17 protein-coding genes, 3 tRNA genes and 1 pseudogene are annotated in these 23,619 nt (G+C 70.2%); 8 read left to right on the plus strand and 13 right to left on the minus strand.

Features of this window, described 5'->3' with window-relative positions:
* Positions 1-463: 463 nt before the first annotated feature.
* From PK606_RS13295 to folC, 9 genes are all read right to left on the minus strand, one after another.
* Positions 464-540: transfer RNA gene (locus PK606_RS13295), tRNA-Asp, on the minus strand.
* A gap of 47 nt (positions 541-587) precedes the next feature.
* Positions 588-663 (minus strand) — tRNA-Glu (locus PK606_RS13300).
* A gap of 28 nt (positions 664-691) precedes the next feature.
* Positions 692-767: transfer RNA gene (locus PK606_RS13305), tRNA-Ala, on the minus strand.
* A 35-nt stretch (positions 768-802) separates the two neighbouring features.
* Positions 803-2,209, minus strand: coding sequence for a glutamate--tRNA ligase (gltX, locus tag PK606_RS13310; protein WP_324564684.1), 1,407 nt, complete (start codon positions 2,207-2,209; stop codon positions 803-805).
* 65 nt (positions 2,210-2,274) lie between these two features.
* Positions 2,275-3,531, minus strand: a complete 1,257-nt coding sequence (locus tag PK606_RS13315; protein WP_324564685.1) for an O-succinylhomoserine sulfhydrylase — start codon at positions 3,529-3,531, stop codon at positions 2,275-2,277.
* A gap of 97 nt (positions 3,532-3,628) precedes the next feature.
* Positions 3,629-5,131 carry an amidophosphoribosyltransferase gene (gene purF / locus PK606_RS13320; protein ID WP_324564687.1) on the minus strand — a complete coding sequence of 501 codons (1,503 nt, stop codon included), beginning with the start codon at positions 5,129-5,131 and terminating at the stop codon, positions 3,629-3,631.
* A gap of 45 nt (positions 5,132-5,176) precedes the next feature.
* Positions 5,177-5,665 (minus strand): CvpA family protein, encoded by a 489-nt coding sequence (locus PK606_RS13325; protein WP_324564689.1) that lies wholly within the window; start codon positions 5,663-5,665, stop codon positions 5,177-5,179.
* A 4-nt stretch (positions 5,666-5,669) separates the two neighbouring features.
* On the minus strand, positions 5,670-6,689 hold the full coding sequence (locus PK606_RS13330) for an SPOR domain-containing protein (RefSeq protein ID WP_324564690.1): 1,020 nt from the start codon (positions 6,687-6,689) through the stop codon (positions 5,670-5,672).
* 25 nt (positions 6,690-6,714) lie between these two features.
* Positions 6,715-8,019, minus strand: a complete 1,305-nt coding sequence (gene folC, locus PK606_RS13335) for a bifunctional tetrahydrofolate synthase/dihydrofolate synthase (RefSeq protein ID WP_324564692.1) — start codon at positions 8,017-8,019, stop codon at positions 6,715-6,717.
* A gap of 52 nt (positions 8,020-8,071) precedes the next feature.
* Between folC and PK606_RS13340 the strand changes: the two genes are divergently transcribed.
* The 5 genes from PK606_RS13340 (at position 8,072) to mepK (ending at position 13,776) form a co-directional block, all read left to right on the plus strand.
* Positions 8,072-8,437, plus strand: coding sequence for a Spx/MgsR family RNA polymerase-binding regulatory protein (locus PK606_RS13340; RefSeq protein ID WP_324564694.1), 366 nt, complete (start codon positions 8,072-8,074; stop codon positions 8,435-8,437).
* Between the two features lie 26 nt (positions 8,438-8,463).
* Positions 8,464-9,921 (plus strand): cardiolipin synthase, encoded by a 1,458-nt coding sequence (gene cls / locus PK606_RS13345; RefSeq protein WP_324564695.1) that lies wholly within the window; start codon positions 8,464-8,466, stop codon positions 9,919-9,921.
* A 71-nt stretch (positions 9,922-9,992) separates the two neighbouring features.
* Positions 9,993-11,465 (plus strand): NAD-dependent succinate-semialdehyde dehydrogenase, encoded by a 1,473-nt coding sequence (locus PK606_RS13350; RefSeq protein WP_324564696.1) that lies wholly within the window; start codon positions 9,993-9,995, stop codon positions 11,463-11,465.
* On the plus strand, positions 11,441-13,021 hold the full coding sequence (locus PK606_RS13355; protein ID WP_324564698.1) for a L,D-transpeptidase family protein: 1,581 nt from the start codon (positions 11,441-11,443) through the stop codon (positions 13,019-13,021). The genes PK606_RS13350 and PK606_RS13355 overlap by 25 nt, the downstream gene beginning before the upstream one ends.
* A 179-nt stretch (positions 13,022-13,200) precedes the next feature.
* Positions 13,201-13,776, plus strand: a complete 576-nt coding sequence (mepK, locus tag PK606_RS13360) for a peptidoglycan L,D-endopeptidase MepK (RefSeq protein WP_324564699.1) — start codon at positions 13,201-13,203, stop codon at positions 13,774-13,776.
* Positions 13,777-13,925: 149 nt separating this feature from the next.
* On the opposite strand, the gene PK606_RS13365 is transcribed toward mepK, so the two are convergent.
* Complete coding sequence (locus PK606_RS13365) at positions 13,926-15,281, minus strand: TIGR03862 family flavoprotein (protein ID WP_324564700.1); 1,356 nt, start codon at positions 15,279-15,281, stop codon at positions 13,926-13,928.
* A gap of 88 nt (positions 15,282-15,369) precedes the next feature.
* Here PK606_RS13365 and PK606_RS13370 point away from each other — a divergent pair, with 88 nt between their 5' ends.
* Positions 15,370-16,134 (plus strand): class I SAM-dependent methyltransferase, encoded by a 765-nt coding sequence (locus tag PK606_RS13370; RefSeq protein ID WP_324564701.1) that lies wholly within the window; start codon positions 15,370-15,372, stop codon positions 16,132-16,134.
* Positions 16,135-16,197: 63 nt separating this feature from the next.
* On the opposite strand, the gene PK606_RS13375 is transcribed toward PK606_RS13370, so the two are convergent.
* The 3 genes and pseudogenes from PK606_RS13375 to PK606_RS13385 all read right to left on the minus strand — a co-directional run bounded on the left by PK606_RS13375 (position 16,198) and on the right by PK606_RS13385 (position 21,939).
* Positions 16,198-19,575, minus strand: a complete 3,378-nt coding sequence (locus tag PK606_RS13375) for a UvrD-helicase domain-containing protein (protein WP_324564702.1) — start codon at positions 19,573-19,575, stop codon at positions 16,198-16,200.
* Positions 19,572-21,731: a PD-(D/E)XK nuclease family protein gene (locus PK606_RS13380; RefSeq protein ID WP_324564703.1), complete on the minus strand. Its 2,160-nt coding sequence runs from the start codon at positions 21,729-21,731 to the stop codon at positions 19,572-19,574. The genes PK606_RS13375 and PK606_RS13380 overlap by 4 nt, the downstream gene beginning before the upstream one ends.
* A gap of 109 nt (positions 21,732-21,840) precedes the next feature.
* Positions 21,841-21,939 (minus strand): annotated as a pseudogene (locus PK606_RS13385).
* 270 nt (positions 21,940-22,209) lie between these two features.
* Between PK606_RS13385 and trxA the strand changes: the two are divergent.
* Positions 22,210-22,542 (plus strand): thioredoxin TrxA, encoded by a 333-nt coding sequence (trxA, locus tag PK606_RS13390; RefSeq protein WP_324564705.1) that lies wholly within the window; start codon positions 22,210-22,212, stop codon positions 22,540-22,542.
* Positions 22,543-22,787: 245 nt separating this feature from the next.
* The coding region (gene rho, locus PK606_RS13395) for a transcription termination factor Rho (RefSeq protein WP_324564706.1) at positions 22,788-23,619 on the plus strand (832 nt) is incomplete at its 3' end.

Here is a 23,619-nt window from a genome sequence, read left to right on the forward strand (position 1 = left end):
CATGCTCGCCCAGCCTCGCGCTCAGTTCAAGAGGGTGGTGAGGCCACGCTTACCATCGTTAGGTGTCGTTTCCCAATAGGTTGCTCACCCGAGCTGAAGCAAGATGGAGGTTCTCAAGCCAAACCATCGACTTCACAACTCCCGGGATGAACAGCCACCATGGGCGTATCGGACAAGCTGAAGCGCCAACACACTGACATCGTTGACGCCACAGGCCGCACCAGCGACCGCATGGTTCGCCAAGTCCACGATCAGCGCGCCACGCCCGCTGCCTGACGGGCGGCTGCGCATTATCCCGGGCCACGTTGAAGCGCCAAAAAACAAAAATGCCGCACGGCCCCGAAGGGCGGTGCGGCAGGTGCAAAAAGCAAGGTCTGGAAGTCTCGGAACTGGCCGTCTAATTCCAAAAACGGCTTCTTATTCCAAAACGCTACTTTATCAGTAGCACCAAACCTTTGTCTGATGGCGGAGTGGACGGGACTCGAACCCGCGACCCCCGGCGTGACAGGCCGGTATTCTAACCGACTGAACTACCACTCCGCGTCGGTAGCTGCGTTGTGCCCTTGCGGGCCAAGTGCAGCCAAACTTGGCGACCCTACGGGGATTCGAACCCCGGTACCCACCGTGAAAGGGTGGTGTCCTAGGCCTCTAGACGATAGGGTCAAAACCTTAGGAACTTCCTCGACAACCTTGGTGGAGGTAAGCGGGATCGAACCGCTGACCTCTTGCATGCCATGCAAGCGCTCTCCCAGCTGAGCTATACCCCCAAGCAAGTGCCGAGCCTTGCATTATATGTTGGATTTCAGGCGCTACGCAATCTCTCCAGGACTTTTTCGCGCTGATGCAACGCCAGCGTCGCGTCGAGCGACGGCGTCTGCGGCGTCCCCATGACGAGCACACGCACCGGCATGGCCAGTTGCGGCATCTTCAGGCCGTGCTCGGCCAGCGTTTCCTTGATCGCGGCACCGATCGCCGGCACCGTCCAGTCGATCGTGGCCAGCTTCGTCTGCAGGCTGGCGAGGGCCGGCCTGACGGCCTCGGTGACGTGCTTGGCCAGGTCGTCGGCGCTCGGCTGCACCTCGGCGTAAAAGACCTGCGCCCAGTCGGCCAGGGCCGCGGTGGTGTCGCAGCGGTCCTTGAACAGGCCGCAGATCACCGCCAGCCGCTCGTCGGCCGCAATGCCGCGCCGCTCGAGCTGCCAGGCCACCAGCGGCGCCAGGTCTTCATCGCGCATGGCCTTGAGGTGCTGTGCATTGACCCAGCGCAGCTTGGCTTCGTCGAACTGCGCGGCGCTGCGGCCCAGGTGGTCGAGGTCGAACCATTTCAGGAACTGCGCGCGGCTGAAGATCTCGTCGTCACCGTGGCTCCAGCCCAGGCGCGCCAGATAGTTGACCATGGCGTCGGGCAGGTAGCCCTCGTCGCGGTACTGCGTGACCGGCTTGGCGCCGCTGCGCTTGCTCATCTTCTCGCCCTGCTCGTTCAGCACCGTGGGCAGGTGCGCGTACACCGGCGGCTTGTGGCCGAGCGCGCGGAAGATGTTGATCTGGCGCGGCGTGTTGTTGACGTGGTCGTCGCCGCGGATCACGTGGGTGATGCGCATGTCGATGTCGTCGACGACGACGCAGAAGTTGTAGGTCGGCGTGCCGTCGGGGCGCGCGATGACCAGGTCGTCGAGTTCGTCGTTGCGGATCTCGATACGACCCTTGACCTTATCGTCCCAGGCCACCACGCCGCCCAGCGGGTTGCGAAAGCGCAGCACCGGCTGCACGCCTTCCGGCACCGGCGGCAACTGCTTGCCCGGCTCGGGGCGCCAGGTGCCGTCGTAACGGGGCTTGAGCTTGGCTGCCATCTGGCGCTCGCGCAGCGCATCGAGTTCGGCCACGCTCATGTAGCAGGGGTAGACGTGGCCAGCGGCCTGCAGCTCGGCCAGCACCTGCTTGTAGCGGTCCATGCGCTGCATCTGGTAGTACGGGCCTTCATCGGGGTCCAGGCCGAGCCAGGCCATGCCTTCGAGGATGACGTCGACCGCGGCCTGGGTCGAGCGCTCGAGGTCGGTGTCCTCGATGCGCAGGATGAAATCGCCACCCTGGGCACGCGCGAAGGCCCACGGGTACAGGGCCGAGCGGATGTTGCCGAGGTGGATGAAGCCGGTGGGCGATGGCGCGAAGCGCGTGCGCACGCGCGGCTTGAAGGTATCAGCAGTGGTCATGTCGGGTTCGGCGCGGCATGCCGCGCGGGCAAGTGCATCATGGCCGCGTTGGAATGTAGCGCGGCTCAGGCGGCGGAAACGGCGTCGATGGTGTCGAGCCCGCGCGCCAGGTCGGCCTGGATGTCGGGCACGTGCTCCAGCCCCACCGACAGCCGCGCCAGGCCCTGGGTGACGCCGGCGGCCAGGCGCTGCGCCTCGCTCAGGCGGCCGTGCGAGGTGCTGGCCGGGTGGCTGATCAGCGTCTTGACGTCGCCCAGGTTGGTGGCGATGCTGCACACGCGCGTGCTGTCGATGACATGGAAGACGCGCGCACGCGCCTGCTCGGCGCCATCGGCGCGCACGCTGAAGGCGATCACCGCGCCGCCGACGCCCGATTGCTGCGCCATCGCCAGCGCATGCTGCGGGTGCGACGGCAGGCCGGGATAGAACACGCGCTCGACGGCCGGGTGCTGCTCCAGCCACTGGGCCAGTTGCAGCGCGTTGGCGCTTTGCGCTTTGACGCGGATGGCCAGGGTCTCCAGCCCCTTCTGCACCACCCAGGCATTGAACGGCGACAGCACCATGCCGGTGGAGCGGATCAGCGGCCAGAACACCTGGTCGATGTACTGGCGCGGCCCGCAGATGGCGCCCGCCATCACGCGGCCCTGGCCATCGAGGAACTTGGTGCCGGAATGGATCACCAGGTCGGCGCCGAGCGTGATTGGTCGCTGCAGCGCCGGCGAGGCAAAACAGTTGTCCACCGCCAGCAGCGCGCCGGCCTCGTGCGCGATCGCCGCCAGTGCCCGGATGTCGCACACCTCGGTCAGCGGGTTGGTCGGCGTTTCGGCGAACAGCAGGCGTGTGCTGGGCCGCAGCGCGGCGCGCCACGCCGCGGCGTCGGTCTGCGACACGAAACTGGTCTCGACGCCGAACTTCGCGAAATCGGTGCCGAACAGCTTGATGGTGGAGCCGAACATCGACTGCGAGCAGATCACGTGGTCGCCACTCTTGAGCAGGCCCAGGCCCATCAGCAGGATGGCCGACATGCCGCTGGCGGTGCCGATGGCGCTTTCGGTACCCTCCATCGCCGCCAGCCGACGCTCGAAGCTGGTCACCGAGGGGTTGCTGGTGCGGGTGTAGGTGTAGCCCTCCTGCGGGTGCGCGAAGCGGCGCGCCGAGGTTTCGGCGTCCTGCTGCACGTAGCCACTGGTAAGGTAGAGCGCCTCGGAATGCTCGCCGTACTGGCTCGGCGCAATGCCGGTGCGCAGCGCCAGCGTGTCGGGATGCAGGCCCGGCGGCAGTTCGCCGCGGGCCGGGGCGAGGGATGGGGAATCGGTGCTCATGTGTTCTTGTGCGGCGCGCACGGAGCGCGCCCGGTCGCTGCGATCAGGGCGCGCGCCATGTGCACGCGCCTTGGCTTGATTGTGCGTGAAACCTGCTTCAGCTGCTGACGTTGGGCAGGCTCAGTTGCGGCGTGTCTTCCTCATCGGTCGGCGTGGCCGGGCGCTGCTGCTGTAGGCGCGCGATATCGCCCTCGGTGATGTCGCCGGTGACGTAGACCCCGTCGAAGCACGACGCATCGAAGCCCGCGATGGCCGGATTCAGATGGCCGATGGCGCGCTTCATCGCGTCGACGTCCTGGTAGATCAGCGCATCGGCACCGATGATCTCGCGCACCTGCTCGACCGTGCGGCCGTTGGCCACCAGCTCTTCCCTGGTCGGCATATCGATGCCGTAGACGTTGGGGTAGCGCACCGGCGGCGCCGCGCTGGCCATGTAGACCTTGCGCGCGCCGGCCTCGCGCGCCATCTGCACGATCTCGCGGCTGGTAGTGCCGCGCACGATCGAGTCGTCGACCAGCAGCACGTTGCGGCCGGTGAACTCGCTGGCGATGGCGTTGAGCTTCTGGCGCACCGATTTCTTGCGCACCGACTGGCCCGGCATGATGAAGGTGCGGCCGACGTAGCGGTTCTTGACGAAGCCCTCGCGGTAGGGCTTGCCGATCATGCGCGCCAGCTCGCTGGCGCTGGGCCGGCTCGATTCGGGGATCGGGATCACCACGTCGATCTGGTCCGGCGGCACCGTCGACACCACGCGCTTGGCCAGCGTCTGGCCCAGGTTCAGGCGTGCCTGGTAGACCGAGATGCCGTCCAGCACCGAGTCGGGCCGCGCCAGGTAGACGTACTCGAAGATGCAGGGCGACAGCCTGGCATCGGCGACGCACTGGCGCGCATGCACCGTGCCGTCCGGCGTGACGAAGATCGCCTCGCCCGGCGCCACGTCGCGCTCGGGCGTGTGGCCGGTGCCTTCCAGCGCGACGGTCTCGCTGGCCGCCATCACCGCGCCGCCTTCACCGCGCCCGAAGCTGAGCGGGCGGATGCCGTAGGGATCGCGGAACGCCAGCATGCCGCGCCCGGCGATGTGGGCGATCACCGCGTACGAGCCACGCACGCGTCGGTAGACACCGGCCACCGCGGTGAACACCTCCTCCGGACCCAGCGCCGCGCCGCGCGTGGCCTGCTCCAGTTCGTGCGCCAGCACGTTGAGCAGCACCTCGGAATCGCTATCGGTATTGATGTGGCGGTGATCGGTCGAGTACAGCTCGGCGCGCAGCGCGTCGGCGTTGGTCAGGTTGCCGTTGTGCACCAGCACGATGCCAAACGGCGCGTTGACGTAGAAGGGCTGCGCCTCTTCCTCGCTGTCGGCATTGCCGGCGGTGGGGTAGCGCACCTGCCCGAGGCCGCTGTTGCCCGGCAGGGCGCGCATGTTGCGGGTGCGGAACACGTCGCGCACCATGCCGCGCGCCTTGTGCATGAAGAACTTGCGGCCCTGCTGGGTGACGATGCCGGCGGCGTCCTGGCCGCGGTGCTGCAGCAGCAGCAAGGCGTCGTAGAGCAGCTGGTTGACAGGTGCGTTGCTGACGACGCCTACGATGCCACACATGGTTGGATGCGATCCTGCGCGATGAAGGACTGGAAGCCCGGATTGTCAGGCCGAAAGGTGCTTGCCGAGTTCGTCCGGCAGCAGAGGTTGCAGTTGGGCCAAGGTCATTTCCAGCCATTGTGCGCTGACCGACTGGCGCCACCAGGCCTCGTCGCGCAGCGGGGTCGCGCGCAGCAGCGCCGCCGCCACCAGCAGCACCAGCAGGCCGCGCAGCACGCCGAACGCACCGCCGAACACGCGGTCGACCGGACGCGCGCCAAGCGAGCGGGTGGCGCGGCGCGCCAGCGTGGCCAGCATGCCGCACAGAAAGGCGACGCCGATGAACACCAGCACGAACGCGGCCGCGTAGCGCAGCGGCTCGGACGACTCGCCCATCGGCAGCCACTGGCCGACCACGTCGGCCGACCAGCGAGCGGCCAGGAAGGCGATCACCCAGCCGGCCACCGCCAGCACCTCGTAGACCAGACCGCGCCAGGCGCCCAGCAGCAGCGAAGCCAGCAGCACGGCCAGGCAGATCCAGTCGACCGCCGCCATGGCGCTACAGCGACAGGATCGAACCCGACAGCCCGGCCCGCTTCAGCGCCGCGGCGGCCTGCTCAGCCTCGGCCCGGCTCGGGTAGGGCCCAACCCGCACGCGCGTGCGCTTGCCCTGCGGCGTGTCGATCACCTGGGTATAGGTCTTGAGCCCGGCGCGCTCGGCCTTCTGCCGCACATCGCGCGCCGCGGCGGCATCGGCAAAGGCGCCGACCTGGACGATGAAGCGGCCGCCGTCCGTCGCGGCCTTGTCGGCTGCCGCGGCGGCTGCGGTGGTGCTGCGGCCTTCCAGCAGCGCCTTGGCGCGCGCCGCCTCCTCGCGCCGCGCACGTTCATCGGCCTCGCGCTTGGCACGCACCTCCTGCTCGCGCTTCGTCTGGGTTTCCGCGTCGCGCTTCGCCTGGGTTTCCTGTTCACGCTTGGCACGCGCTTCCTGCTCGCGCTTGGCCTGGGCCTCCAGGTCGCGCTTGGCCTGCGCCTGGGCGTCCTGCTCGCGCTTGGCGCGCGCAGCCTCTTCGCGCTTGAGTTGCGCGGCTTCATCGGCCGCACGCGCTTGCTCGGCACCCGACTCCGTCTTGGCATCACGCGCGGTCTCGACCGGTTTGGCCGTGGCTGGCGGTGCTTCGGCAGCCACCTTGGGCGCCGCGGCTGGTGCAACGATGGCGGCACCCGGCTTGGCATCGGCACCGCGTGCCGGCGCCGCGCCGATCACTTCTTCCTTCTCGTCCAGGCTGGCCTTGGCCGACACAGGCTCGCCGGCGGGAGCACCCAGCGGCGCGATCTTGTCCTTGTCGGGGATGGTGATCGGCGCGTCCACCGCCACCGGACGCGGCTGGGTGTCGAACACGATCGGGAAGCCGACCACCGCCACCAGCACCAGAACCGCCGCACCAAGCAGGCGGTGGCGCGCGCGGCGGCGCATGCTGTCGATGGTTTCCTGGGTTCCGGCGGGGGCCGATTCCTTGGCGCGGCCGCGCGATTCGGGTTGTGCCTGGCCGCGCTGGCGGAACTTGAAAAAAGCCATAAGTCCTGGGTCAGCCGCTGACTGTCTATCCGTCTTTGCCTGAGCTGGGCTGACCTGCCTGCAGGTTCGGAATGCCCTGCTCCAGCACGCCGCCCACGGTGTAGAACGATCCGAAGACAACGATTCTATCAGCGGGTGCCGCCACCATCGCCGCCGCCTGCAGGGCGATCTGAGGCGTCTTGAACACCGCGGCGCCGACGTCCTTGCGCGTGCTGACCGACTGCCACAACGCGTGCAGCGCGGCGCCGGTGGCGGCGCGCGGGGTCGGCAGGTCGGTGAAATACCAGCAGTCGATCACCGGGTCCATGCGCGTCAGGATGGCCGTCAGGTCCTTGTCGCTCATGGCGCCGAACACCGCGTGGGTGCTGGAGTAATAGGCGCGCTGGATTTCCAGGTTCTGCGCCAGCGCCGCCACCGCATGCGGGTTGTGCGCCACGTCCAGCACCAGCGCGGGCTTGCCCGGCACGACCTGGAAGCGCGCCGGCAGTTCGACCAGCGCAAAGCCGTTGCGCACCGCCTGCGCCGTCACCGGCAGCTGCTGGCGCATGGCCGTCAGCGCCGCCAGCGCACCCGAGGCATTGATCAGCTGGTTGGCGCCGCGCAGCGCCGGATAGGCCAGGCCGGCGTAGCGGCGCCCGCGCCCGGCCCAGGCCCATTGCTGCGGGTCGCCGCTGTAGTTGAAGTCGCGCCCCAGCAGCCACAGATCGGCCCCGATGGCGTTGGCGTGGTCGATCACGCTCTGCGGCGGCATCGGGTCGCTGACGACGGCCGGGCGGCCCGGGCGCAGGATGCCGGCCTTTTCCAGGCCGATCTGCTCACGCGTGTCGCCCAGCAGTTCGGCATGGTCGATGTCGATGCTGGTGATGACGGCGCAGTCGGCATCGATCACGTTCACCGCATCCAGCCGGCCGCCCAGGCCAACCTCGAGGATCACGACATCGAGCTGGGCGTGCGCCAGCACATCCAGGATCGCCAGCGTGGTGAACTCGAAATAGGTCAGCAGCACGTCGCCGCGCACGCCCTCCACGCGCTCGAACGCCGCCACCAGCTGCTCTGCCGGCGCCGACTCGCCATGGATGCGGCAGCGCTCCTCGAAATGCACCAGGTGCGGCGAGGTGTAGACGCCGGTGCGGTAGCCGGCCTCGGTCAGAATCGCCTCCAGCATGGCGCAGGTCGAGCCCTTGCCGTTGGTGCCGGCCACGGTGATCACCGGGCAGTCGAAGCGCAGTTGCATGCGCTCGGCCAGGCCGCGCACCCGTTCCAGCCCCAGGTCGATGCTCTTGGGGTGCAGCCGCTCGCAGTGCGCGAGCCATTCTTCCAGGGTTTTCATCACGCGGCGGATTGTCACCGAGGCGCGCAAGGCCCATGGCATGATGCCGCGCATGACCACACTGCCCACGCTTTACGGCATCCCGAACTGCGATACGGTGAGGAAGGCGCGCGCCTGGCTGGCCGAGCGGGGCGTCGAGGTGCGGTTCCACGATTTCAAGAAGGCGGGCGTGCAGCCCGCGCAGCTCGAGCGCTGGATCGCCGCCGCCGGCTGGCAGAAGCTGCTGAAGCGCCAGGGCACCACCTGGCGCAAGCTGGATGCGGCCGCGCAGGCCACCGTCATCGACGCCGCCAGCGCTGCCGCGCTGCTGCGGGCGCACCCCAGCGCCATCAAGCGCCCGGTGGTCGAATGGAGCGAGGCGGCGGACGACGTCACGGTCGGCTTCGCGCCCGAGGACTGGGCCCGGCGCCTCGGCTAGCAACCAGACCGACACCGCGACACAGCATGGACGAACTGCCGCGGCTGGTGATCGCCGGCCACCCCTGGACCTTCTGGCTCGGCTGGGTCTGGACGATCTCCAGCGTCATCCTGACGACCTGGATCATCCTGCAGCGCAAGTCACCGGTATCCACGTTGGCCTGGATCATGGTGCTCAACCTGCTGCCGGTGGTCGGGCTGATCGTCTACGCCTACTTCGGCCCGCAGCGCATCAAGCGCCAGCGGCTCCGGCGCTGGCACAAGAAGGCGGCACTGATGTCGCGCGAGGACATGAGCGTGCTGCGCGCCGAGTACACCCAGGCGCCGCTCTGGGCCAGCCAGCACGCGCAGCTGATCGAGGCCGCCTGCGGCCTGCCGATGTCGAGTGCGCAGAGCGTCGACATCCTGCCCAGTGGCGGCGCCACGCTGGACGCGCTGCTGCGCGAGATCGAGGCGGCGCGCAGCCACATCCACCTCGAGTACTACATCTTCGAGCCCGACCAGACTGGCACCCGGCTGCTGCAGGCGCTGGCCGCCAAGGCGCGCCAGGACGTGCACGTGCGCCTGCTGGTCGACGCCATCGGCTCGCCGCACCTGCTGTCGCGCCGCCACCGCAGGCTGCTGCACGAGTTCGCCGACGCCGGCGGCGAGTTCGCCGTGTTCCACCCGACCCGGCTCGACCGGCTGCGGCCGCTGGTCAACCTGCGCACGCACCGCAAGATCGTGGTCATCGACGGCCATACCGGCTTTGTCGGCGGCATCAACGTCACCGACGACGAGAACGAGCAGGTGCGCCCCGACCACGCCTACCGTGACACCCACCTCCTGATCCGCGGCGGCGCGGTGCGCTGGCTGCAGTACGTGTTCCTGCGCGACTGGCACTACGCCGAGGGCGACCCGCCGGCGCGCGAAGAGGACCTGCTGCCCGAGCAGGCGCCGGGCCGGCTGCCGGTGCAGATCGTCACCTCGGGCCCCGACTCCGACACCGAGGCCATCCACCGCGCCATGATCGACGCGCTGAACCTGGCGCGCGAACGCATCTGGCTGGCCACGCCCTACTTCGTGCCGACCGAATCGGCGCTGAACGCCATCACCAACGCCGCCTACCGCGGCGTGCAGGTCAAGCTGATCGTGCCCGAGCGCAGCGACTCGCGCATCGTCACCGCTGCCGCGCGCTCCTACTACCACGAGCTGCAGGACGCCGGCGTGCTGGTGTTCGAGTACCGCGGCCGCATGTTCCACGCCAAGACGCTGCTGGTGGACGAGCTGTACGGCATGGTCGGCAGCGCCAACTTCGACAACCGCAGCTTCCGACTCAACTTCGAGGTGGCCGCGGTGGTGCTGGACCGCGCCTTCAACGAGCGGCTGGCCGGCATGTTCGAGCACGACCTGTCCAAGTGCCGGCTGGTACCGCTGGACCGCCAGTCGCCGCCGCACCAGCGCCTGTTCGAGGCCGTGGCGCGGCTGGCCTCGCCCTTGTTGTAGTCATTGGCGCCGCACACATGCGCGCCAGGGCCGCTGCCTACAATGATTTCAGGACCAACGGAGATACGATCATGGATGCCAAGACCTCACCACTCGCCCTGCTGAAGGACCCGAGCCTGCTCAAGACCGATGCGCTGATCGGCGGCCAGTGGGTCAAGGGCAAGGCGCGCTTCGACGTCATCGACCCGGCCACCGGCCTCAAGCTGGCCGACGTGGCCGACCTGACGCCGAAGGACGTCAAGGCCGCCATCGCCGCCGCCGACGCCGCCTGGCCAGCCTGGCGCGCACTGACGGGCAAGCAGCGTCACGCGCTGCTGATGAAGTGGTTCCAGCTGCTGATGGACCACCAGGACGATCTGGGCCGCCTGATGACCGCCGAGCAGGGCAAGCCGCTGGCCGAAGCCAGGGGCGAAGTCGCCTACGGCGCCAGCTTCGTCGAGTGGTTCGCCGAGGAAGCCAAGCGCGTGGCCGGCGAGACGCTGGCCACGTCGGACCCCAACAAGCGTCTCACGGTGCTGCGCCAGCCGATCGGCGTCTGCGCCGCCATCACCCCGTGGAACTTCCCGCTCGCCATGATCACGCGCAAGGTGGCGCCGGCGCTGGCCGCCGGCTGCACCGTGGTCATCAAGCCGGCCGAACTGACGCCGCTCACTGCGCTGGCGGCGGCCGAACTGGCGCAGCGCGCCGGCATCCCGGACGGCGTGCTGAACGTCATCACCGGCACCGACAGCCCGGCCTACGGCAAGGTGCTGTGCGAGAGCGACACCGTGCGCCATCTGTCCTTCACCGGCTCCACCGAGGTCGGCCGCATCCTGATGGCGCAGTGCGCGCCCACCATCAAGAAGCTGTCGCTGGAGCTGGGCGGCAACGCGCCCTTCATCGTGTTCGACGACGCCGACCTGGATGCCGCCGTCGAGGGCGCCATCGCCAGCAAGTACCGCAACGCCGGCCAGACCTGCGTCTGCGCCAACCGGCTCTACGCCCAGGACGGCATCTACGACAGGTTCGTCAAGAAGCTGGCCGCCCGGGTGGCGAAGATGAAGGTCGGCAACGGCTTCGAGGACGGCGTCACGATCGGCCCGCTGATCGAGGACGCGGCGGTGAAGAAGGTCGGCAAGCACGTCGCCGACGCGGTGAAGAAGGGCGGCAAGGTGCTGACCGGCGGCGAGAAGCTCAAGGGCCAGTTCTTCCAGCCGACGGTGATCGCCAACGCCACCTCGGACATGCTGTGCGCCACTGAGGAAACCTTCGGCCCGCTGGCGCCGGTGTTCCGCTTCAAGACCGAACAAGAGGCGATCGACGCCGCCAACGCCACCATCTTCGGCCTGGCGAGCTATTTCTACGCCCGCGACATCGGCCGCGTCACGCGCATCAGCGAGGCGCTGGAATACGGCATCGTCGGCATCAACACCGGCATCATTTCAGTCGAGCAGGCGCCGTTTGGCGGCGTCAAGCAGTCGGGCCTGGGCCGCGAGGGCTCGCGCCATGGCATCGATGAATACCTGGAGATGAAGTACCTGTGTCTGGGCGACGTCATGCAATAAGACATGCCGCAGCGTTCTGGCTGCTGCTGGCGCTGGCCAAGTTCGCCGCCGCGCAACCGCTGTGGCTGGACGCCGGCGGCCAGTGGCGCCCGGCCGCGCGCGAGGCGCTGGGCTGGCTGAAGCAGGCCGACCGCGATGGCCTGCGCCCCGCCGATTACGGCGCCGCCCGACTGGAGCAGGCGCTGGACCAGGCCGTGACGCCCGAGACCGCCGTGCGGCTGGACGGCGAGCTGACCCAGGCCGTGCTGCGCTACCTGCACGAGCTGCGCCACGGCCGCATCGATGCGGCGCAGTTGCGGGCGCGCTACGACAGCGCGAGCGCGCCGGCGCCCGATCTGCCCCTGCTGCTGCGCGAGGCGGTGCTGCAGGACCGGCCCGCCGCGCTGCTGAGCGCCGCCACGCCGCCCTGGCCGCAGTACGCGCCGCTGCGCGAGGCGCTGGCACGCTACCGCGCCCTGGCCGAACACCCGGCCTGGCGCCAGCCGCTGCCGACGCCGCCGCGCGGCAAGCTGCAGCCCGGCGAACGCTGGTCTGGACTGCCGCTGCTGGCCGAGCGCCTGCTGGCGCTGGGCGATCTGCCGCTGGCACCGGCGGTGGCGCCGGTGGACGGTACCGCACCCCATCGCGCTTCCGAGCCCGGCTACGACGCCGCGCTGCAGCAGGCCGTCAAGGCCTTCCAGCGGCGCCATGCACTGGTGGCCGACGGCATCGTCGGCAAGGCCACGCTCGACGCGCTGGCCGTGACGCCCGCGGCGCGTGCGCGCCAGCTCGAGCTGGCGCTGGAACGCCTGCGCCTGACGCCGCTGCCGGCGGCGCCGCGCTTCGTCACCGTCAACGTGCCGGAATTCATGCTGCGCGCCTACGAGCAGGACGGCGGCGGGGTGCGGCAGGCGATGGCGATGCGGGTCATCGTCGGCAAGGCGCTCGACACCCGTACGCCGCTGTTCGACGAGGACATGCTGTGGATCGAGTTCAGCCCCTACTGGAACATCCCGTCCTCGATCGCCCGCGGCGAAACGATTCCGAAGCTGCGCGCCAATCCCGGCTACCTGGCGGCGCAGGGCATGGAGTTCGTCGGCGCCGGCGGCGTCTCGACCGCGGTCACGCCCGAGAACCTGGACGCCGTGCTGGCCGGCCGGCTGCGCATCCGCCAGCGCCCCGGTCCGAAGAACGCGCTGGGCGACATCAAGTTCATGCTGCCCAACAACCAGAACATCTACCTGCACCACACGCCGTCGGTCGGACTGTTCGAACGCGTGCGGCGCGACTTCAGCCACGGCTGCATCCGCATCGAAGATCCGATTGCGCTGGCGCTTTGGGTGCTGCACGGCGACCCGGCCTGGACCGAGGCGCGCGTGCGCGAATCGATGGGCCGGCCGCGCCCCGTCACCGCCCGCCTGCCGACGCCGGTGCCAGTGCTGATCACCTACAGCACCGCCATCGTCGAAGGCGGCGAGGTCCGCTTCGTGCCCGACCTGTACGGCCACGACCGCGTGCTCGAGCAGGCGCTGCGCCGGCGCGCCGACAGCGGCGAGTCCGCCGCCGCACGGCCCTAGTACGCCGTCCCGGAGATCTCGGATCAAGGTGAAAGTGATGGATCCGACCCGATGGCGCGCTTTCACGTTTCGAAATCTCCGGGGCGGTGTACCAGTACGCCACCCCCTGGCGCTGCGGAGCCGATAGCGGCACAATAGCCCCGGCCTTGAGTCTCCCGCTTTCCTCTCGAACACTTCCGATGCAAAACCTCCACCGCCGCTTGTTCCTGGGCCGTGGTGCGCGCGTGGCGCAAGTCGCCGTCGCCGGCGTGCTGCTGCCGGGCGCCGCCAGCCGTGCATTCGCGTTCGCCCCCGCCTCGTCCACTGAGGCGCGCCGCCTGTCGTTCAACCATCTGCACACCAACGAGCGCACCGCCCTGATCTACGCCCGCGGCGCGGATTTCGTACCCAGCGCGTTGGATCACCTGAACCACTTCCTGCGCGACCACTACAGCGGCGAGGTCGGGCAGATGGACCCGGAGCTGTACAACGTGCTGCACCGCGTGCGGCGCGAACTGGGCACCGAGCTGCCGTTTGACGTCATCTCGGGCTACCGCAGCCCGCACACCAACGAGACCCTGCGCACCACGCGCGGCGGCGGCGTCGCCCGGCGCAGCCTGCACATGGACGGCAAGGCGATCGACGTGCGCCTGCCCGGCATCCAACTGGCGGATCTGCGCGACGCCGCGATCTCGCTGCAGGCCGGCGGCGTCGGCTACTACCCGCGCGACAACTTCGTCCACATCGATACCGGGCGGGTGCGCAGCTGGGGGTAGTCGTCGGCGGTTGCGGCGACAAGCAAACCGGACATCCGGACGCGAAGGACGCGAAGGTTTCGCCAAGGTCGCGAAAGAAGGCCGTTCAAGCTCGTCCTTGAATTTCTTGCGTCCTTCGCGTGTTTTTCGCGTTCTTCGCGTCCAGCTGTTCAGGCATTCATTCCACCCAGCCGCCGGAGCACACCACGCGCTGCGCGCACGCCGCTGGCCAGGCAGGCGGTCAGCAGGTAGCCGCCGGTCGGCGCCTCCCAGTCGAGCATCTCGCCGGCGCAGAAGACGCCCGGCGCGCGGCGCAATTCCAGATCCTCGGACAATGATGCAAGGCGGACGCCGCCGGCGGTGCTGATGGCCTCCGCCACCGGGCGCGGCGCGCGCAGCGTGATGGGCAGGGACTGGATCGCCCGCGCCAGCGCCACCGGATCCTTCAGTTGCTCCGGCGTCAGCAACTCGTGCAGCAGCGCCGTGCGCGCGCCGCCCAGGCCGAGCCGGCTCTTCAGGTGCGACGACAGGCTGCGGCTGCCACGCGCATGCCCTAGCTCCGCCAGCACCCGTTCAGGCGTCAGCGCGGGCAGCAGGTTGAGCTGGAAGCTGGCGCTGCCCGCGCGGGCGATCTCCTCGCGCAGCAGGCGGCTGGCGGCGTAGATCAGGCTGCCTTCGACGCCGGTGGCCGTCAGCACGAACTCGCCGCGGCGCTCGAAGCGCCGGCCGAGCGCATCGCTGAAGCTGATCGACACGTTCTTCAGCGGCTGGCCGGCAAAGCGTTCAGCGAAGAACGGCGTCCAGCCCGCGCCGTCGCGGCCGGCGACGTCAAAGCCGCAATTGGCCGGCAGCAAGGCCGCCACCACGGCGCCGGCCTGCTGCAGCCAGGGCACCCAGGCGCCGTCCGAGCCCAGGCGCGGCCAGCTCGCGCCGCCCAGCGCCAGCACCACGGCACGCGCCTGAATACTCTTGCGCCCCGCCGCCGATTCGAAGCGCAGCCGGGCGCCGGCGGCGTCGAACATCGGTGCAGCAGTTTCCGCTCCATCCCACCCACGCCAGCGGTGCCGCATGTGGAAGCGCACCGGCGCCGCACCGGGCGCGACCGGGTGGCGCAGCCGCTGCAGCCAGGCACGCAGCAGCGGCGCCGCCTTCATTTCGGTCGGGAACACCCGGCCCGAGCTGCCGACGAAGGTGTCGATGCCCAGCGACGCGGCCCAGTCACGCACGGCCTGCGGCCCGAAGTCGCGCAGCCAGCCGGCCACCGTGCCAGCCTCGTCGCCGTAACGGCTGATGAAGGCCTCCAGCGGCTCGGAATGCGTCAGGTTTAGCCCGCCCTTGCCTGCCAACAGAAACTTGCGGCCGACCGAGGGCATGGCGTCGAACACCAGCGTGGCGACGCCGGCGCGGCTCAGCACCTCGGCCACCATCAGGCCGGCTGGGCCGGCGCCGACGATGGCGACGGGCAGCGTCGGGCTGGCTGCAGGCGGCAACGGGGAATCAGCAGGCGGCGTCGGGTGGCTGGTCATGGTGCGGGATCGGGCAAGCCGTGCATTGTCGCCAAGCGGCGCGCCCTGCGCCTGCGCCACGACCCCGATCTGCGGCAAGATCGCGCGCATGGACACGGACAAGACGACAGCGCCTGTTCGCAACTGGTTCGATCTGGGCGGCCGGGCCTATGCGCGCTTTCGGCCCGAATACCCGCCCGAGCTGGCGCGGTTCCTGGCCACGGTCGCACCCGACACGGCGCTGGCGCTCGACGTCGGTTGCGGCAACGGCCAGCTGACCGTGCAGCTGGCCACGCACTTCGAGCAGGTGCTGGGCGTGGACCCCAGCGTCGACCAGCTCGCCCATGCCCCCGCATCGCCGCGCATCGCCTACGCCTGCGCCCCGGCGGAGCAGTTGCCGCTGGCCGATGACAGCGCCAGCCTGATCACCGCCGCCCAGGCCGCGCACTGGTTCGATCTGCCGCGCTTCTTCCAGGAAGTGCGGCGCGTCGGCGCCCCGCACGCCGCCGTGGCGCTGATCAGCTACGGCATGCTGCAGCTGGATGCCGAGTTGGACGCGCGCTTCAGCCGCTTCTACCACCATGAAATCGGCCCGTATTGGCCGCCGGAGCGCCAGCTGGTGGACACCGGCTACACACAGCTGCCGTTCCCGTTCGACGAACTGGCAGCCCCCGCGCTGGCGATCCGCCAGAGCTGGAAGCTGCCGCAGCTGCTGGGCTATCTGTCCACCTGGTCGGCGGTGCGCCGTGCACGCGAAGCGGGGCGCGAAAACCTGCTGCAGACGTTCGCGGCGGAGCTCAGCCTGTTGTGGGGTGATCCGGCGCGGGTTCGCGAACTTCGGTGGCCAATTCGCATGCGGCTCGGAACGGTGTGAGATCAGAGTCCCGCCGGCTGGACCGCACCAGGCTTGGCGGCAACTCGTTCGACGCCGGTCGCATCACGCCACCTGCACCAGCCGCCCGTCCGCGCTCAGGAAGGCCGCCTTCACCGCCCGCCCCGGGTGGATCCGGTGCACCGCATCCCGATAGCGCGCCAGTTGCGCCACCAGCAAGGGGTCGGCTTCGGGCCGCGCCGCGCTCTTGTAGTCCAGCACCCACCAGCGCTCGGGCTCGGCGCCGGATGCGCGGCGGCGCACCAGGCGATCGATGCGCAGCCGCTGGCCCTGGTGGCTGAGCTCGACCTCGTCGAAGGCTTCGATCAGCTCGTCGGCCTGCCAGGCCCAGGCCGCCTCGCCGCCGAGGATGCGGCGCGCCAGCTGCTCGGCTCGGGCCGCCTGTTCGGCACGGACATTGAAGCGGCGCATCGCCTGCGCCAGGCGCTCCGGGCGCCAGCCCTGCGGCGTATCGGCCACATGCTCGAGCAGCCAGTGCATGGCTTCGCCGAGGCGCGAGGCGTCGGTGGGCTCGGCGTCCAGGGGATCGTCGGTTGCCGGCGCCGCGACTGCCGGTGGTTCAGACGCTGGTGGCAGCTCCAGCATGAGGAAGCTGGTCTCCACCGCTGCACCGACGGCGGGCTCGGCCGATTCACCCGCCGCTGCTTCAGGTGCCGGCAAGATCTCGGCCAGCGGCTCGATGCGCTGCCACCAGCTCGAGGCCGGCTGAACATGCGGCGCGACGCCCGACAGCACCAGGTGCTGGCTGGCGCGGGTTACGGCGACGTAGAGCGCATTGAGTTCCTCGCGCGCACGCGCCTCGGCCTCCTGCCGCGCCAGCTCGATCAGGTCCGGCGGCGGCGCGTTCTCGCCGGCGAGGAAGGCGAAGCGGATCGGCGCCGGCGCGTCGCCCGGCCAGTCGATCAGCGCCGCCGGTCCGCCACCGCGCGGCGCTGCGCTGGCGGCGTCGAGCAGCAGCACCTGCGCGGCCTGCAAGCCCTTGGCGCCGTGCACGGTGAGCAGCTGCACCGCCTCGGGCACGGCATGGCGCGGCGCGGCCAGGCGCTGGCGGCGCAGCGCGCGCACCCACTGGTAGGCCGTGAGATAGCGCCCGCCCTGCACCTGCAGCGCGGCGGCCAGCAGCGCGCGCAGCTGCGCCACGGTGTGGGCACGCTCGGGTGGCGGCGCCGCGGCGGCGAAGCGCGCCAGCACGTCGTGGCGTGAATAGATCGCCTGCAGCGCATCGTGCGGCGGCAGCGTGAGCAGCCAGTGCCGGCATTGCATCAACTTGGCGTGCAATGCCTGGCCATCCTGCACGCCCAGTTCGACTCTGGGCAGCGTGTCGAGCCAGCTTGGGGACGGTGCCGGTGGCGGAGTGGCATCGCCCGGCTCCGCACCCCTGTCCGCTCCCCGGAAGGGAGAGTGGGCATCAGCGCGCACGGCCAGCGCGATACGGGTCAGATCGTCATCGCCCAGGCCGAACAGCGGCGACTTCAGCGCGCGCGCCAGCATGAGGTCGTTACCCGGCGACACCAGCGCGTCGACCAGGGCCAGCAGATCCTGCACTGCCGGCAGCTCGCCGAGCAACTGCTGCTCGGGCTGCTCGCAGGGAATGCCGAGCAGGCGCAGTTCCGACTGCAGCTCGCCCAGCGGCTCGCGCTTGCGCGCCAGCACCATGATGTCCTTCGGCGCCGCGCCGGCCTGCACCTGCGCGGCGATCCAGCGCGCCGCCTGGCGGCATTCGAGTGTGCGCAGGCTGTCCTCGAGCAGTACGCGCGGGGTGCTGAGGCTGTCACGCCAGGCACCGCCATCCGCTGCCGCCGGCGCGCGCTCGGGGCGCGGGATCAATGGCAGCGCGGCCACCTGCCCCGGCGCCTTCGACTCGGTGCTGTGCGCGCGAAAGCCGCTGAACTGCCCATCCGCCTGCGCCGCCGCCATGACGGCGTTGACGACGCCCAGCACCACGGGCGCGTTGCGGTGCGTGTGGTCGCAGGCCAGGCGCTCGCCGCCCAGCGCCTGCACGATGAAGTCCTGCGCGGCGGCAAACACGCGCGGATCGGCGCGGCGGAAGCGGTAGATGCTTTGCTTGGGGTCACCAACGATGAACACGCTGGGCACGCCCTGCCCGCCGCCGGCGCCAGCGTAGCTCTCCAGCCAGGCCTTCAGCGCCTGCCATTGCAGGGGGTTGGTGTCCTGGAACTCATCGATGAGCAGATGCCGCACGCGCGCGTCCAGCCGCTCCTGCACCCAGCCGCTGAGCACCGGATCGGACAGCAGCACGAGCGCGGCACGTTCGATGTCGGTCATGTCGACCCAGCTGCGTTCCCGCTTCAGCGCCGCGAACTCGTCGATCAGCGGCCGCGTCAGGCGCACCAGGCGCTGGTGGTAGCGGCGCGCGTCGTGCTGGCGCTGCGCCACCAGCAGCTGCTGCAGTTCGGCTTCGGCATCGACCGCCACGTCGAAGCCCTGCAGGTGCCTGGTCAGCCGATCTTCCTGCTTGACGAAGAAGGTCTGGCGCAGCAGCGCCAGGCGCGTGGCGGAGTCGTCCTGCGCAAACGCATCGATCACGGCAGCGGCGGCCGTGCGCGGTGTCTTGTTCTTCTCGGCGCCCAGCGCGCGCGCGCGCGCCTGCCAGCGGCTGCGAGCGTCCTCGGTCATCAGCGTGTCAGCCGGCTCGGCCACGCCGGCCAGGCGCGGATACACGGCGCCAAAGGGCGTCACCGCCTCGTCGAGATCGCTCGCCGCATCAGCGAGCCCGAACTCGACCCGCTTGGCCAGCGCGCCTTCCAGCGCCAGGTGCGCGCGATAGCGGCCAAGCTCGCGCACCAGCCCGGCGTAGTCGGCGCTCAAGCCGCCGTCCTGCGCCACGCGGCGCAGGTAGCGGCGCCAGACCTCGGCCACTGCTTCCTGGTCGTCTTCCAGCAACTCGTAGGCCGAGGGCAGGCCCAGGTCCTGCAGCACCTGCAGCGGCGCGCTGCGCAGCAGGGCCGCGAACCAGCTGTGGAAGGTGCGGATCTGCACCGGCCGGCCGTGATCCAGCAGCCGCTGGTACAGATCCTGCAGCGGCTGGCGCAGATCGCGCGCCGCTCCGGGTTCGATGCCTCTTGCGACCAGTTCATCCAGCAGGCGCTGCTGCCATGCGGCGGGCGTTTCGGCGGCACGGCCGCTTGCCGGATCGGCGGGACGTGCTTGCGCGAAATCGGCCAGCCACTGTTGCAGGCGCTGGCGCATCTCGCCCGCGGCCTTCTTGGTGAAGGTGATGGCCAGGATCTGCTGCGGCTCGGCGCCATCGAGCAGCGCGCGCAGGATGCGCGAGACCAGCATCCAGGTCTTGCCGGCACCCGCGCAGGCCTCCACCGCCACGCTGCGGCGTGGGTCGCAGGCCACGGCATAGAAGGCCGCGCGCGTGCAGGCGGCGCCGTTGTGTTCGTAGGCGGGGTTCATGACCAGAAATCCTTGCGGCACAGCCCGCGCACCTCACACCAGTCGCACACGCTGCCCTCGCCCAGCGCCGGCAGCGGCGCGCCCTGCGCGATGCGGGCCAGGTCGTGCGCCATGCCTTCATAGAGCTGCGCCGCCAGCACGGGCAGGTCCTGCAGTTCATGCAGGCTGGGCAGTTCCCGCTCGGCCAGGTTCAGGTAGGCGGCGCGCGGCGCCTCGGCGCCCGACAGCAGGGCGTAGAACGGCAGCTGGGTATCCTCGTTGCCGGCCTTCACGCGCTCCCGGCTCCTGGCCTGGGATTCGGTCTTGTAGTCGATCAGCAGCGGCGCGCCATCGGGCAGGCGGTCGATGCGGTCGATGCGTCCGCGCAGCGACAGCGCGCCGCGCTGCACCTCGACGTGCTGCTCGCCGGCCTCGAAGACCGCACCGGTTTCCTCGTGCGTGAGCAGCCACTGCAGATAGGCATCGCGCAGCGGCGGCCAGGCGACGGCGAACGGCATGAACTCGGCAGCATCGGCGGCCAGGCCCATGGCGTGCGTGGCGCGCTCGGCCGCGGCATCGATCAGCCGCTGCCGGTCGGCACCCGGGTCGGCGCGCAGGGCTTCGTGGAAACCATGCAGCACCGCATGCAGCCAGCTGCCCCAGTCGCGCTTGTCGATGTCCACATCCAGCTCGCCCTGCTCGCTCAAGGCCAGCTGGCGCAGCGCGAAGAAGCGGTACGGGCAGGCCCGCAGTTGCTCGTAGCCGCTGGCCGAAATCGGCTGCGCGGGCAGCGCCGCACCCACCGGCATCGGGCGCGCCACGGGCGCGGCGGTCAGGCTGCGGCTGCCGCGCGGATCGACCGCAGGCGCGCCCAGGCCGTCGAGACGGGCCGCCTGCACCAGCGGCGAAGGCAGCAGCGGCTCGCCGCTGTCGTCGCTGGCGCGCCACAGCACATCCACCCAGGGCAGTTGCAGCGCCACGCGCCAGGCGGCCAGCTGCCCCTGCTGCAGGGCCTCGCGCGAGGGCAGCTGCAGCAGCTGGCGCTGCACCGCGCTCCAGGGGCCGGGCGGCTCGGGCGCCGCCGGCAGGCGCTGCTCGTCGGCGCCCGGCAGTACCAGCGCCGCCAGCGGGCGGCCCAGCAACTGGCTCAGCGGCAGGATGATGACGCGCGCCTGGCGCGGCACCGGCGGCCTGAAGCTGGCGGCCTCCAGCGTGTCACTGAGCCAGCGCGTGAACTCGGCCAGGCGCATGCGGCGCTGCGCCGCCGGCCAGTCACGCCAGCCAGCCAGTCCGGCGTCGGCCAGGCCGAGCGCATCGATCACCGCCTGGCCGGCGGCGTCCTCGGCCAGCTCGGGCCACAGGCCGCCGTGTTCCGCCAGCGTGCGGGTGGCGGCCAGCCATTCCCACAGGGCGCGCGGTCCGCTCATGGCGCTGCGCAGGGTTTCGAGTCGCACCGTGAGCGCATCGTGCTGCGTCAGCAGCGCCGCCTGCGCCCAGCCGCGCACGGCGTCGCGGCGCAGGCGCTGCTCGAGCCGGGACACGGCCCGTGGGTCGAACGCAGGCGCAAGCTTGAGCGCATCCAGCACCGCATCGGTCGAGGCACCGGGCGCGCAGGCATGCAACAGCGCCAGCAGCCGCGCCGCGGCGTGGGTGGTGGACAGCTTCCAGCCGGTCTCGTCGCGCAGATCGACGCCCGGCTGCACGCCTTGCGCGGCCAGCAGCGCGCTGACGCGGCGCGTGAGCACGCGGTCACCGGCAGCCAGCGCCACCGGCGCACGCCCCGCCGCCAGGTGGCGCAGCACGCAGGCGGCGGCGCGCTCGGCTTCGTCCTCGCCGTCGCTGCACGCGTGCCAGGCGAGCTGGCCGACGCCAGCCGCCGGGCCGGGCTGCAGGTGCACCACCTTGTCGGCGTGATGCCCAGCCAGCGCCGCGCTGAGCGGATCGGGCTGCAGGCCGGGCACGATGAACAGCGCATCCAGCCCGGCGTCGGCGCGCGGCGTGAACAGCACGTCGGTGGCGTAGTCGGAATGCGCGGCCCAGGCGATGGCGATGCGGCCCAGGGCCGCTTCCAGCGCCAGGGGTCCGTGCGCCGCCGGCGGCAGCACGGCACTGGCCTGCGCCGCCCAGTCGGCCCGCCTGGCCGGCGGCACGCTGGCGGCCACGCCGGCCAGTTGCACCGCCTGCTCCAGCAGCGGGCCAGCCAGCAGCGCCCGCTGCGCGCCCAGGCCGGCGCCTTCCAGCAGCGCGGCAGCGGTGAGCAGATCGCGCCCGTGGTCGAAGCTGAGATCCTGCGGGCCGGACTCGAACCAGCCCAGCCGGCCGGCCCAGTTGCGCGTGGTCTCGAAACGCGGCGCGAAGCCGTCTGGAAACTGCGCCGCCCACAGGCGCGCCGCCAGCGGCATCAGCTGCGCGTACGGCAGCAGCACCACGCAGCGCGCGGGATGGGCCGCGCGCTGCTGCAAGTGCTGCCGCAGCTCGGCCAGCAGCGCGCGCCACGCGGCAAGGACCGGGTGGTTTTCGGCGGGCGCGGGGGATCCGGCGGTCACGGCCGGGGGACCAGCGCGCAGCCCTGGCAACGGCAGTGGCGTGGCGTTTCTGTCACAATCGTTCGCACTTTATCCGCCTTTCCTGAACGCAATTTCCAAGGATCAGCCGATGGCCAATGATTTGATCAAACACGTGAGCGACAGCTCGTTCGAAACCGATGTCCTGCAGTCCGACAAGCCGGTGCTGGTGGACTTCTGGGCCGAGTGGTGCGGTCCCTGCAAGGCCATCGCGCCAACGCTCGATGAGCTCGCCACCACCTACGACGGCAAGCTGCAGATCGCCAAGATCAACGTCGACGAGAACCGCACCATCCCGGCTAAGTTCGGCATCCGCGGCATCCCGACGCTGATGGTGTTCAAGGGCGGCCAGCTTGCCGCCACCAAGGTCGGCGCCATGACCAAGGCGCAGCTGTCGCAGTTCATCGACCAGCACCTGGCCTGAGTCTCCCGGCCCCGCCACCCGATCGGACGCATCGGGGCAGCATCCATCGCCGGGGCCGCTTTTCCTGTCATAATCCCTGCTCGGAGTTGGCGCCCAAGTCAGGCGCCAACCGGCGTGCCGAGTCACGGCGCGCCTGAAGCGGGGTGCGATCCAGCACCCCGACCACTCCCCCAGATCGCACCCACGCATACCTTCTGGTCGATCCGACGACGGATCACACGACCCATCGCAGGACGCTCACATCCATGCATCTGAACGAACTCAAAGTGCTGCACGTCTCCGAACTGCTCAAGCAGGCCGAGACGCTCGAGATCGACAACGCCGGCCGCATGCGCAAGCAGGAGCTGATGTTCGCCATCATCAAGAAGCGCGCCAAGGCCGGCGAGCAGGTGTTCGCCGACGGCGTACTGGAGATCCTGCCGGACGGCTTCGGCTTCCTGCGCAGCCCCGACACCAGCTACACCGCCAGCACCGACGACATCTACATCAGCCCCAGCCAGGTGCGCCGCTTCAATCTGCACACCGGCGACATGATCGAGGGCGAGGTGCGCATCCCCAAGGACGGCGAGCGCTACTTCGCCCTGACCAAGCTCGACGCCGTCAACGGCGGCGCGCCCGAGCAGAACAAGCACAAGGTGATGTTCGAGAACCTGACGCCGCTGTTCCCGCGCGAGCAGATGCGCCTGGAGCGCGACGGCTTCAAGGGCGAGGAGAACATCACCGGCCGCATCATCGACGTCATCGCCCCCATCGGCAAGGGCCAGCGCGCGCTGATCGTGGCGCCGCCCAAGAGCGGCAAGACGGTGATGATGCAGACCATCGCCCATGCGATTTCCGCCAACTACCCGGAAGCCCACATGATGGTGCTGCTGGTCGACGAGCGGCCGGAGGAAGTCACCGACATGCAGCGCTCGGTCAAGGGCGAGGTGATCGCCTCCACCTTCGACGAGCCCGCCGCGCGCCACGTGCACGTGGCCGAGATGGTGATCGAGCGCGCCAAGCGCCTGGTCGAGCTGAAGAAAGACGTGGTGATCCTGCTCGACTCGATCACCCGCCTGGCGCGCGCCTACAACAACG

The organism is Ottowia sp. (genome assembly GCF_035444425.1).
Taxonomy (GTDB): domain Bacteria; phylum Pseudomonadota; class Gammaproteobacteria; order Burkholderiales; family Burkholderiaceae_C; genus Ottowia.